The following is a 12,514-nucleotide window of genomic DNA, read 5'->3' on the forward strand; positions in this document are numbered from 1 at the left end:
GTCACACCTCTACAACAGCAATAAATTTCTGGTGGAATTTCTTCAAGCTGTCCAGCTCCGCTTCGACCACTTGATATTCACCAGAGCCAGGCTCATACAAAGCAAGATCTGCCTCATCATCCTTGATAGCACCTTCAAGCTTGCATTTGTCAATAATCCCGTCCTTGCAGGACAAGCAAGATGACGCATCGCCCAGCAAATACGAATCGCACCTATCGACAGCGGTACAGCTACCCAGCAGCGTTACTTTGTGGGAGATTTTCCCTTCCGCAGCCAGTTTTTCGGTTTCCCTGCGAATGTCAGCGATATGAATATCGCCCTGCTCCATTTTCTTGCGCTGGTTGGAGATGTAAGTACCAGTCCCACCAAAAATCGGGGCATCACTACCAAAAGCATGATCGAGCAAGTCATATGCAATGCTCATCGGCACACCTGTTTGGTACTCGAACAACACATGGTTTTCTGGCAGGACAAAGTCTTTCGCCTCTTCATCGTAATAACCAAAGATAGTTTTGAGCTTATCAAAATTATTAGTGTAGTAGCGACTCATCTGCATCGTAAGATGCTTAAACTGCTTCCGAAGAGTTGGAAGGGATATGAATCCACTATTACTCCCAAAGAATGCCAAGGATCGACGAAACTGATGGCTCGCAAATGGCCATGGCGATCCAACCCTGAATTTTGCCTTTTGACTAAAATCCCGACCCGGATCACTAGCCTGCAATTCTTGAAAGTCAGCTTCAGTGATAATGAATCTTTCAGTCAAGAGCTTTGGCTTGTTACCTGGATCCAACTCCGCAACTTTAACGACATTGTTAGAGCTGACGCTGAAGATACCTGGCGTCAAAAACAAGGGCATATCATCAGGTGGCATATTGAAATGGCTCGACACACCACGACAGATGGAGCGTAAAATCTCGACCGCGCGAACCACCTCTTCGGTAGCCAGCCACGAAGCAGCCTTGCGATAGCCCGTATACTTGGTCGTAGTCGACAGCACCTTAACTGTCATCGCGTTGTCGACGGTAACACCATCCTCGTTTACTGTTGGAGCTACAATGTCCTCTGAATCAATACAGTTGTAAACCAACCGCATGACCTCTTGATCGCGCATGCCCGTATAGAGATGGATAACTGTCTTGAGGATCCATTGGATCTTTAGAATCCCTCCAGACAAATTATTCCTACCCACGCAAGCCAGATCACCCGTAAAGATCTGATCTACGCCATGTATTCGAAGAGCCTCATTGAAATCCGGCTCGTAGCGTTCCAAGCCAGGCGAAAACTTACTTTGATTTTTTCGCGTATAGCCATAGAGAGGATTCAAAAATGCCTTGATGAACTCTTCAATCGAGTCCCTCTTCTCATAAAGGTCATTCATTACATCGCCGGTAGCATTGATTATCCCAAGATAAATCCTGGTCGGGATAATTGGCGTTTGATTGTCCCTCCCATCATCACTACCGAACTTCAAATGAAAGACCCCTTGGATCTTGTATCCGAGACGCTGCTCTCCCATGGAGACCATGTGCTTTAACAGGGCACGCGTGGTCTTTCTTTCCATCCGCCCAATCTTATTCCTCACCATCCAATGGCTGTAACCGTCGAGATAGACGGGATTTGTAAGCAGTTGCTGGAGACTCAAAGCGCCAATCAGCGGGTTGGATTTAAGATCAGAACAGTACCTTGCAGCACGACGCAGCGCCACAAAATACTTGACCAATGTCTCAGCACTAACTCGGCCAAGGCGACCTGCCTGGACATAGAAAAGGAGACAAAAGAGAAGATACCTAACCTCTTCAACCAAGGCAGATTGCTCAGAATTGGGTTCTTCGAAAATGCTCTCAAAGGAAATCTTCTGAATACGATTTGCCATGAGCCTAATAGGACTAAGATCCCAAATAGGGCCACTGTAGACAGCCGTAGGCAGTCCCCTGTCATCCCGACAAATAACGAAGTCTGCCGAAGGCCTCCAAAAAGGCTCAACTGGAATTTGCGAAGCTGTCGCTGCAATTCGCTGCTCAACCATGTCGCTGTTGCGAAAAACTTCCATTAGAAATAGATACCCATCTTTTCATATCGCTGCAGCCGCTTTTCCCAGAAGACTGTCAGGATTCCAAGATCAAAGACTTTTTTCTTGACTGCTTTTACCAAAGCAGCCGACTCATCTGACCGCGAGGAAATACCCTCTAGGATGAAATTAATTCGAATAACCAAATCCTTGAAAACCTCTTCAGAGAATTGAAAATTCGGAGCATTGGCTCTCACGCCTTCGATCACATACAAAAAACTCAGAAGTTTATGAATATCTACCTCATCCGAATGGAGAAGGTAGTGGACACAAAACAGACATCCATATTGAGTTTTGCAGTCTGGCTCAATAGCCACAACGGGAATATCTTTCTGCGGACTGTCCATAGCCCCGCAATGACCAACGACAGTTGAGACACCTGGAATATCAGCAGAATTCTTAACCCGCTCAGCGGTTTTCCTTACTGCAGCCCAATATCTGCTATATTCATCACTCTGCCCAGAAACCGTAATGCCAGAATAACGTTCGGTGTTCGTGCGTACACTATGATTTAACACCGCGCTGACCAACAGTGGCGAGTGTCGTAGTTGGTGAAGAATGAGGCTTTTGTACTTTCGAACAAGGCGAGGAGGAATATTACTAACTCCTTCCGGGAGAAAAACGCCTTTCAGGATAGTAAAGAACTTGCTGGAAAATTCATTCTCCAAGGGATTAGGGGTAGCGTGAATTCCTTCACGGCTCCATGCCTGAAAGAAAAGATATTCAGTTTCTCGACCATTGAGAATCCATTCACGAAACTTAAGGTATTCTCGCAAAATTTCCATACCAGGCCCACGCCCGATTGAATAACTCACCTCTAGCCCTTTGGCCCGGAGCTTTATAGCAGATAGCTCATTTTTCAATGGTGACTTTATCAACCCAATTGCATCATCATTCAAAAATTGAACAAGCTCGCCAGAGTTCGCACCTACTACCATGTTGATGAGACAGGCAAACGCCCTCATAGCCACAGACGCTAGTCGCATTCTAAACTGATGTAGATGTTCAGAATTCCCATCACTTATGGCTTTGTTACCGGTCTCTACTGCCTCCTTAATAGTCCACAATGCCTGATCAGGCCGTTCCAGCACTAACTCATCAATACTCTTGATACGGCCATTTTTATAATCATAAGCCATCGAGCCATGCTTTCCCTCGGTGAGAGGGGTGATGAATTTTCCGTTACCAGGAAAAATATAGGTATGGTAGTAGTTAGTTTCAAACCTTAACGGATATTTTGCGCCACTGGTTAGAAACCTTGAGAACGTGAATGCAATTACCAAAGTTATATCGACATACTGACGGACATGGCGCTCTTCTGGCGGCTCTAGACCTTCTCGATTGGGCTGTATTGTAGGAACCCCCGTGATTATATATTCAGCCTCCAGAGGAAATTGCACTTCTAACGCACGTTTAAGCCCCCACTGATACAGTGACCCAGTATTCGGCTTCAATCCATCTGCACCCAGAACAGACTGAAACAGATGATTCGTATAGCTCACGTAGCTGGCACGAGCAGCCTCCGCGCTGCATAATACATCGCTAAAACCATTAGAATCACACCAGTCGAGAGCGTACTCAACAATCTTAAACTCAGTATTGATGCTCCGGTCGCTAGATCCTTGGACACTATATCTATCCAGCAACGCAATTAAAAACCCTCTACGGCTAGGAACGATGGAGGTTTTATCAACCCAAAAAAAACCCTTGACCTTCTTCCGTTTGGAGTAGGCTAGGCCTCCCACGTCTAGAGGATTCGCACGATGTTTCAATTTCAGGGCGAGCGATTCCGGATGAAGAATATGCTCCTGCTGCGCGACATGAAATAATTCAACCGCATTAATTTTTCGCGATGTAAAATTAGCCTGCATTGCGGTCAACCAAAATCAGATCACGATAAGATGACATCTCGAATAAGGCACCTTCATAATCCTCTTGAGCCTTAAGCTTTTCTGGGATCATAGTAAAGAGCTTCAAGTAATTTTCCGTAGTTTCACGTCGCTCATGATGAAGCCGTGCTTGAATAATGGAAATCTCTTCACCAGGTAACAGTCGGCGATCCTCAAGCCTTGGAACTAGGCGCTGATAGAGTTGATAAGCAAAGGTTGCTCGGAGCCAGTGATAGGTAAAGTCAGGAGGAAATTCTGCGGAAACGGATCGCATCAGTTTTTTCTTGAGGGTATCAGCTACAGCGCCCATAGGCGGGGTCTTGACGAAGCGATAGCGGGGATCAGACTCTGCCATGTAATAGCAGTTAGCTCGCTCAGACAGAAACACATATTCATCACCTTGGGCTATAGGCTCAAGATTGGGGTAACTAGCAGCGTAGCCTTGGCTGAACCGATTTCGACGGCTCTTGGCAAAGGGACTTCTAACATACGTTAGCAGATCCTCGGCAAGATCTTTTGGGACGTATAGAGTCTGTGACTTGCTGTTTTTGGTATCAATTCCAGTACCGGGCCCAGCCTTCAAGATGTATGTGCCTTCAGGCTGAAGCGGCCCTTTCATTAGCGCTTCAATATGTTTAACCCTCAGGGTCAGAACAGTTTGCTTCCTCGCACCAGTCATCAGGGCGAAAAGGATTACCAGCCGCTCTTGGGCGTCCCATCCATCGGAATTTATTACATCCACCAAACTTGCTAACTCTAGGTTCGTCAAGGGACGCAGGCACTCGCCCTCATCGTCAACAAAGCCCATAGGTATTACTCTGGTCTTATTATACGTCTGCGTCTGGCTTCGCTTCTCAACAGTTATTTGACGACTCTGCCCGTAGGTATTTTCAACAAAGATCCTTATCTGCTGTACGGTATCAACTCGCTCAATATCAATAGGATGCCAGTAGCGAGAGACAAACTTGTAGAACTGATAAACCACTCCAGTGTATTGGTTAGCCACTTGAGCGCCACGCGTACTCACTCCCATCAAATGCAAGTGATAGCGATAAGTTGGCCTTTGCGTAATTCTCCGCGCCGAGAAATCCAGCCAATCTATTCCGTTGTCTTCAGTAAAAATCAAATAGTCTAACAGGCGACTAGCCTTGCGCTGAGCATCGTCAGTTGGCCGATTGTGTGCATGTTTGTTTTTTACGATATCAAGCAGAAAAGAATTGGCTTCAACCCATGGTGCACCGTTGCGGCGGAATAGAAACGGCAAGTTGAATACACTTCGATCTACGAAGTCCCCGACAGATTCATTAACTTGAAATCCAGGGATATTATGATCTACTCCAACAATCTCAACAGGCACAGAATTGTTAGGCTCTATTCCAAAATAGAGATCGGCAAATGCTTCAGTTACTTGGGGGATTACCACCAAACGTGTCGAGTGGTTTTGGTTTACAAAAGCAGGCAAAGCTCACATCCAATCCGGGCTATCTGTCAATGATACACGTTGCATGATTATTTTAAAATCAAAATGTCAATGCACAAACGTTTCATGAGCAAGGCAATCCATGAACGTTGCGTGATAGCTTGGGGTATCGTCCTTTCAAGTCCTTCTTCACCTCGACGTAGGTACTGCGCCAGAAGTTCGCCAGGTCCTGGGTCACTTGCACCGGCCGGCGCGCCGGGGATAGCAGGTGCAGTTTCACCACCTGCCTGCCGCCGGCGATGCGCGGGGTGTCCGACAGACCGAACAATTCCTGCAAGCGTACCGCCAGGATCGGTGGCTGCTCGCTGTAATCCAGGCGGATCGACGAGCCCGACGGCACGTTCAGGTGATGCGGCGCCTGCTCGTCCAGGCGTTGCGGCAGCGGCCAGGGCAACAGGTTGTGGACGATGCTCGACAGGTCCAGGTTGCTGAAATGGCTCAGCCGCGAAACCTTGCCCAGATACGGCATCAGCCAGTGTTCAAGGCTTTTTAGCAATGCGGCGTCGCTGACGTCCGGCCATTCGCTCTCGCCCTTCCCCGCCAGATCCAGCTGGCGCAGCAGCGCCACTCGCGCTTGCCACTGGCGCAGCTCCGGGGTCCACGGCAATAGCTCCAGGCCCTTGCGCCGCACCAGGTTGACCAGCGCCTGACTCCGGGCGCTTTCATCCAGGCCGGTCAACGGCTCGCGGCTGAGGATCAGTTCCCCAACCTTGCGTTGGCGCTCGGCGCGCAACACGCCCTCGCGCTCATCCCAGTCAAGCTGGTCGACCACGCGCACTTGCTCGCACAGCACGGAGTCGAACAGCGCCGGATCAAAATCCGTCGCCAGGTAAATCCGTTCCTCTCGCTGGCCCTGGCGACTGCCCAGGTCGGCAATTACCAGCCACGCTTGCTTCATCAGGCTGTCCGCTTCGGCGAACAGCGCCGCCCGGCCGTTGGCCAGGCGATACTCGGCGCCGCCGGCACGGCGTTGCTGCGCCACGCGGTCGGGATAGGCCAGCGCTAACAACGCGCCCAGCCAGCGTGGATGTTCGGGATCACTGACCGCCTGCGTCGCCTTGCCCCGCAGGTAGCCGCGATACTGCCGTGCCAGTTGCCGCGCACGCTGGACGCCGCCCTGGGCGCCACGCGCGGCGCGTTCTGCGCCGGACAACAGCACCAACCGGCTATGCAGATCGGCACCGGCGCCGCGTAGGATATCGCGCTCCCCCAGCAGAGCAGCGACGTCGCAGGCCATGTCAGCCAACCCCAGGTCCTGGCCGCGCAACAGTAAATGACCAATACGTGGATGCGCCGGCAGCTCGGCCATGGCCTGGCCGTGGCGGGTCAGCGTCTCGCCATCCAGAGCGCCCAGGCGTTGCAGCAGATCCTGCGCCTGCGCATAGGCGGCGGCCGGCGGGATGTCGAGCCAGACCAGTTGCCCGGGCGTTACGCCCCAGCGACCGAGTTGCAAGGCCAGGCTGGCAAGGTCAGCCGAGAGGATTTCCGCACTGGCATAGGCCGCCAGCTGTTCGTGCTGATCCTGGGACCACAGGCGATAACACACCCCCGGCTCCAGGCGCCCGGCCCGGCCCGCACGCTGGGTGGCACTGGCACGGGAAATTCGCTGGGTGTCGAGGCGGGTCATGCCACTGCCGGGATCGAAGCGCGGCACCCGCGCCAGCCCGGCATCGATCACCACACGCACACCGTCGATGGTCAGGCTGGTCTCGGCGATGTTGGTGGCCAGCACTACTTTGCGCTTGCCCGCAGGAGCCGGCTCAATAGCCGCGCGCTGGGCGCCAAGGTCCAGCTCGCCGTGCAGCGGGCAGAGCAAAACCTGGGAACTGTCGCCCAGCGCATCGGCCAGCTGTTGATGCACCCGCCGAATTTCCGCCTGCCCGGGCAGGAACACCAGGACGCTGCCGGCTTCATCGTTCAAGGCTTCAAGTATTGTCTGCACCAGCCGCGGTTCGATGAATTCACCCGCCTGGAACGGCCTGCCCCAGCGCATCGCCACCGGGTACATGCGCCCCTCGCTGCGCAGTATCGGCGCATCATCGAGCAAGCCGGCCAGGCGCTCGCCTTCGAGGGTGGCCGACATCAGCAGGATTTTCAGCGGCTGGTCTTCCCGGAACAGCTCCCGGCCGTTGAGGCTCAGGGCCAAGGCCAGGTCGGCATCCAGGCTGCGCTCGTGGAATTCGTCGAAGATCAACAGGCCCACGCCTTCCAGGGCCGGGTCATCCTGCAGGCGTCGGGTGAGGATACCTTCGGTTACCACTTCGATACGGGTATTGGGCCCCACCCGGCTGTCCAGGCGAATCCGATAGCCCACGGTTTCCCCGACCTTCTCGCCCAACTCACTGGCCAGGCGCTCCGCCGCCGCTCGCGCGGCCAGACGCCGTGGTTCGAGCATGAGGATGGTCTGACCGGCCAGCCAGGGCTCGTCGAGCAAGGCCAGTGGCACCCGAGTGGTCTTGCCCGCGCCGGGCGGTGCTTCGAGCACCGCTTCATGACGTGCGGCCAGAGCTTCACGCAGGGCGGGTAAAACTTCATCGATCGGTAAAGAAATCATGCTGGCTCCCAAACAGAGGCGCGAGTATAACGGCGAACTGCCTGGCGTTTCTCACGGTCCTAATTCATACCGACGACGCTTCGTTTTCCAGATGACTCAAGGAGATTCATATGCGTGCTCCCTTTCGCCTGATTGGTGGTGTTCTAGTTGCGACCCTGCTGACTCAAGTGACCGCCTGCGGATCGATCTTCTACCCTGATCGCCGCGGTCAGATCGATGGCAAGATCGATCCGGCCATTGCCGTGCTCGATGCCGTGGGCCTGCTGTTCTACATCGTCCCGGGCCTGATCGCCTTCGCCGTGGACTTCGCCACTGGCGCGATCTACTTCGAACCGGGGAAGACCGCCCAGGTCGCTCCGGAAAAGCTCCAGGAAGCGATTGGCGCCGACGGCAAGGTCGACAACCGCAAGTTGCAGACCATCCTGGAAACCGAACTGGGCCGCAGCTTCCCGCTGGATGATCCACGCCTGATCCAGCACAAGGGCAGCACCCAGCAGTTGGCCATGTTCGGCCTGCAACCCGCTGCATAAACCTGTTGCAAGGAACCGCCGCACCTATGATCTCAAGCTCCGAACACGCCCGCCTGCTGCGGCTGGCGACCCGTGCCTCGGTGGCGGTGGCCTGTACGCTGATCGTCGCCAAAGCCATTGCCTGGTGGTTGAGCGGCTCGGTCAGCATGCTCGCCGGGCTTACCGATTCGACGCTGGACGGCGTCACTTCGATGCTCAACCTGCTGGCGGTGCATTACGCCCTGCGCCCGGCCGATGACGATCACCGCTACGGCCATGGCAAGGCCGAGTCGCTGGCCGGTATGGCCCAGGCGTTGTTCATTGGCGGGAGTGCGGTGCTGATCGCCCTGCAGGCGTGTGACAGGCTGCAGCACCCCGAACCGATAGGCGCAGCCTGGATCAGCATCGGGGTGATCCTGTTCTCCCTGGCACTGACCCTGGCGCTGCTGATGCTGCAGCATCGCGTGGTCAAGGCCACCGGCTCCAATGCAGTGCGCGCCGACTCGCTGCACTATCGCTCGGACATACTGCTCAACGGCAGCATCCTGGTGGCACTGGTGCTGGCGGCGTTCGGCTGGCATCAGCTGGATGCGTGGTTCGGGCTGGGCATCGCCGCCTACATCTTGTGGAGCGCCATCCAGATCGCCCGGGAGAGTTTTACCGTGCTGATGGATGAAGAACTACCACTGGATGTCAGCCAGCACATGCTTGAACTGGCCTGCAGTGTACCGGGCGTGCTGGGTGCGCATGACTTGCGCACCCGGGTCTCGGGCAACCAGTGGTTCGTGCAGTTACACCTGGAGCTGCCCGGCGACCTGACCCTGTCAGTGGCCCACGGCATCAGCGACCAGGCCGCTGATGCCATCCACGCCGCCTACCCACGGGCCGAGGTGTTGGTGCACGCCGACCCGCAGGAAGTGGTGCAAGCGGCCCGCGCTCAGAATTTGACCTGATAACCGCGACTGCCCAGGCAGTTGCCCTGGGCCTGACGGTAGATCTGCACCACCGAGGGGTCCGGCTGATAAGTATCGGCACGTGGATCGAAACCACTCTGCTCGACTGCATAGCGGTAGCAGTCGTAGCCGTCCTGATTGACCTGCTCCGGCGACTGTCCATTGGCCGGATAAGCTTCAACGTCGTAACCGTTGCTGGCCGACTGCGGCAGCGGTTGTCCCGGTGGCTCGACCACCACGTAATCCCGGGTGCTTTCCTGATAGGCGTAGTACGAACCGGCCGCCAGGAACAGCAGCGAACCGCCGATCCACACCTCGCGTGCGTAATCGGGCAGGTAGCCCACGCGAATCCCGCGCGGCGGTTGCACCACCACATAACGTGGCCCCTGTGGACGGTACCAGTAGCCGCCCGAGTAGAAGTAATCGCGGCCACCGTAGGGCACACGATAATCACGGTCCGGGAAGCGGTCGATCACGTGCCCTGGACGATACTGCGGCCCTGGCCCCCAGCCATTACCGTGCCCAGGCGGGCGACCGGGCCAGCGATTGTCATCACGATGGTCATCGGGACGCGCCCCCGGCCCGCCGACTTGCCACTGCGGGTTACCGTCGTTGCGCCGTGGCACATCCTGATAATAGCCCCGCTGAGGTTGCTGGGTCTGGCGCACGCTGTCGGGGCGACCCTGGATCGGCAGGTCATTGGCGGGTAACTGGGGTGGAGGCGGCGGTGGCCGCACCGGGCTGTTGTAATCCGGTGGCGGGCGGCTTTGCCCGTTGCGATTTTGTCCGTTCTGCTCGAACTGTCGGCTGTTGTCGCCACGAATGATGTCGTTGCCCTGCCCGCGGGGCTGATTATTCTGCTGAGGCGCATTCTGCGGGCGCTGCGCATGATCGTTGCCACCGCGCCCCGGATTGTTACCCTGGTGACCCTCACCTTGCTGTACACCGTCAGGCCCCCGATTGTGCGGCTCGTCAGCCAGCGCCTGGGTGGTGACACTGATGCACAGCAAACCAACACCGGCCAAACGCCAGATGCGCGACTTCATGCTTTTCCTCACAGTAGCTCAGGGCTTGTACGTAAGACTGGGAAAGCACAGGCCGGTTCTGCAACAGGTTATCAGTCGCGCAGTATTTTTCGCAGGCATTAAAAAAGGGAGACCCGTCGGCCTCCCCTTGAGAACTTCGTCCGTGCTCGACGCTTATGACGTCGGCTCACCTCACGCCGTCTTCTGGACAGTGTGCAGCTCGGAGGCCGGCACATCCCCGGTGGGGGTGGCGGCCGCAGCTGGCCTGATTGGGCGAGCTGCAGTGGACTGTTTGTCCGAGCAGTGATTCTGGTAATAAGAATAGGCTTGAGGCTGCGGCAGAGGATTGCGAAGATTGCTGAATTAAACATCACTTGCGCAATTTTTAACCCTGGATAGATAATCCGCCGCAATAGTTATGATAAAGGCCTGAATGATGAGCAAACTCGACCGATACGACTTGAGCATTTTGGCGGAATTGCAGCGTGATGCGCGCATCTCCAATCAGGAGCTGGCCGAACGCATAGGGCTGTCGCCTTCCCCTTGCTCACGTCGGGTCAAGCAGTTGGAGGACGACGGCTACATCACCCGCCAGGTGGCCCTGCTGGATCGCAAGATGCTCGGCCTGAGCCTGACCGCGTACGTGCTGATCGGCATGGACCGGCACACGCCGGAACGCTTCGAGAACTTCGAAGCGGCGATCCGCACTTTGCCCCAGGTGCTCGAATGCAGCCTGGTGACGGGGATGGACGCCGACTATCAGCTCAAGGTAGTGGTGCCGGATATGGATCACTACCAGAAGCTGCTGCTGGGGCACTTGACCCGGATTGACGGGGTGACGAGTGTGCGCTCGAGTTTTGTGTTGAACCAGGTGTTGAACAGTACCGAACTGCCTTTGACGCATCTGCGCAGTTGAAGACGCCATCGCGGGCAAGCCCGCTCCCACAGGTTTTGTGTTGAACTCACGATTGTGAGCGAGCACAAACCCTGTGGGAGCTGGCTTGCCAGCGATAGGGCCGGCGAAGGCGACCAATGACTGCGGCACACCGACGCAGGTCAATGCTGCGCGAACCTTGCGTGGCGTATACTCGCCCCCCGCAATTTTAGCCGCGTCCACGCCGGAGAGTTTCGATGGATCCTGCCGTATTCGAAGAGTGGATGATGACCGGACTGGTCACCATCCTGATCATATTCATGGGTTTCATCGTCTGGGATCTGGCGAAGAAATCCAAGGCCGGCCGCTTCGGTTCAATGATTCTGTTCTTCGTGCTGGGCCTGGGTGTGGCCGCGTTCGTCATCAAGAGTGTGGTGATCGGCCTGATCGAATCCGGCGCCTTATAAACGCGCCGGCACTTCCTTCCACTGGCCTTGATCGAGCCCTTCGATCGACCAGTCGCCAATTCTGACGCGCACCAGACGCAAGGTCGGCAAACCCACGGCAGCCGTCATGCGCCGCACCTGGCGGTTGCGGCCCTCGCGAATCACCAGTTCCAGCCAACTGGTGGGCACACTCTTGCGAAAACGCACGGGTGGGTTGCGCGGCCAAAGCTGCGGCTCGTCCAGCTGCCGCGCCTGGGCGGGCAAGGTCATGCCGTCATTGAGCTCGACGCCATCGCGCAAGCGCTGCAGCTGCACAGCGTTCGGCTCGCCTTCCACTTGCACCCAGTAGGTCTTGGCCAGCTTGTGTTTCGGGTCGGCGATGCGCGCCTGCAGCTGTCCGTCATTGGTCAGCAACAGCAAGCCTTCGCTGTCGCGATCCAGACGTCCGGCCGGGTATATGCCGGGTATCTCGATGTAATCCTTGAGCGTCGCCCGCCCTTCGCCGTCGCTGAATTGAGTCAGCACATCGAATGGCTTGTTGAACAGGATCAGCCGGGGTTCGGCAGGCGGCGCTTTGGCGACCCGGCGCGGGGCCGAAGCCGATGGCGCAAGGTTCGCACCGGGGCGGCGGGAAGCAGGACGTGGGGGACGAGACATGGCGAAGAGAACATCTAACGGTCAGGGCTGCTAATGCTAGTGCCCTGACCGCCAAA

At 55.8% G+C, this 12,514-nt stretch carries 10 protein-coding genes; 4 read left to right on the forward strand and 6 right to left on the reverse strand.

Going from position 1 to position 12,514, the window contains the following annotated elements; genetic code table 11:
* Position 1 precedes the first annotated feature (1 nt).
* The 4 genes from AAEZ05_RS11550 to hrpB all read right to left on the reverse strand — a co-directional run bounded on the left by AAEZ05_RS11550 (position 2) and on the right by hrpB (position 7,994).
* Positions 2-2,053, reverse strand: coding sequence for an integrase (locus AAEZ05_RS11550; protein WP_350647475.1), 2,052 nt, complete (start codon positions 2,051-2,053; stop codon positions 2-4).
* Positions 2,053-3,942, reverse strand: coding sequence for a hypothetical protein (locus AAEZ05_RS11555; protein WP_350647477.1), 1,890 nt, complete (start codon positions 3,940-3,942; stop codon positions 2,053-2,055). The genes AAEZ05_RS11550 and AAEZ05_RS11555 overlap by 1 nt, the downstream gene beginning before the upstream one ends.
* On the reverse strand, positions 3,932-5,422 hold the full coding sequence (locus AAEZ05_RS11560) for a site-specific integrase (RefSeq protein ID WP_350647479.1): 1,491 nt from the start codon (positions 5,420-5,422) through the stop codon (positions 3,932-3,934). The genes AAEZ05_RS11555 and AAEZ05_RS11560 overlap by 11 nt, the downstream gene beginning before the upstream one ends.
* Before the next feature lie 82 nt (positions 5,423-5,504).
* Positions 5,505-7,994, reverse strand: coding sequence for an ATP-dependent helicase HrpB (gene hrpB, locus AAEZ05_RS11565; RefSeq protein ID WP_350647481.1), 2,490 nt, complete (start codon positions 7,992-7,994; stop codon positions 5,505-5,507).
* A gap of 110 nt (positions 7,995-8,104) precedes the next feature.
* Between hrpB and pmcY the strand changes: the two genes are divergently transcribed.
* Both pmcY and AAEZ05_RS11575 read left to right on the forward strand, forming a co-directional pair.
* Positions 8,105-8,524 (forward strand): periplasmic Zn2+ metallochaperone PmcY, encoded by a 420-nt coding sequence (pmcY, locus tag AAEZ05_RS11570; protein WP_045062063.1) that lies wholly within the window; start codon positions 8,105-8,107, stop codon positions 8,522-8,524.
* A 26-nt stretch (positions 8,525-8,550) separates the two neighbouring features.
* Positions 8,551-9,456, forward strand: a complete 906-nt coding sequence (locus tag AAEZ05_RS11575; RefSeq protein ID WP_045062064.1) for a cation diffusion facilitator family transporter — start codon at positions 8,551-8,553, stop codon at positions 9,454-9,456.
* Here AAEZ05_RS11575 and AAEZ05_RS11580 read toward each other — a convergent pair.
* Complete coding sequence (locus AAEZ05_RS11580; RefSeq protein WP_350647483.1) at positions 9,441-10,502, reverse strand: DUF6515 family protein; 1,062 nt, start codon at positions 10,500-10,502, stop codon at positions 9,441-9,443. The genes AAEZ05_RS11575 and AAEZ05_RS11580 overlap by 16 nt on opposite strands.
* Before the next feature lie 415 nt (positions 10,503-10,917).
* Here AAEZ05_RS11580 and AAEZ05_RS11585 point away from each other — a divergent pair, with 415 nt between their 5' ends.
* Together AAEZ05_RS11585 and AAEZ05_RS11590 are read left to right on the forward strand one after the other, a co-directional pair.
* On the forward strand, positions 10,918-11,397 hold the full coding sequence (locus AAEZ05_RS11585) for an Lrp/AsnC family transcriptional regulator (protein ID WP_045062103.1): 480 nt from the start codon (positions 10,918-10,920) through the stop codon (positions 11,395-11,397).
* 215 nt (positions 11,398-11,612) lie between these two features.
* Positions 11,613-11,822 (forward strand): DUF2788 domain-containing protein, encoded by a 210-nt coding sequence (locus AAEZ05_RS11590; protein WP_045062067.1) that lies wholly within the window; start codon positions 11,613-11,615, stop codon positions 11,820-11,822.
* On the opposite strand, the gene AAEZ05_RS11595 is transcribed toward AAEZ05_RS11590, so the two are convergent.
* Complete coding sequence (locus AAEZ05_RS11595; protein WP_350647486.1) at positions 11,817-12,458, reverse strand: pseudouridine synthase; 642 nt, start codon at positions 12,456-12,458, stop codon at positions 11,817-11,819. The two genes, AAEZ05_RS11590 and AAEZ05_RS11595, sit on opposite strands and share 6 nt — an antisense overlap.
* Positions 12,459-12,514 lie beyond the last annotated feature (56 nt).

Origin of the sequence: Pseudomonas sp. HY13-MNA-CIBAN-0226 (assembly GCF_040310305.1) — a bacterium.
GTDB lineage: Bacteria > Pseudomonadota > Gammaproteobacteria > Pseudomonadales > Pseudomonadaceae > Aquipseudomonas > Aquipseudomonas gregormendelii.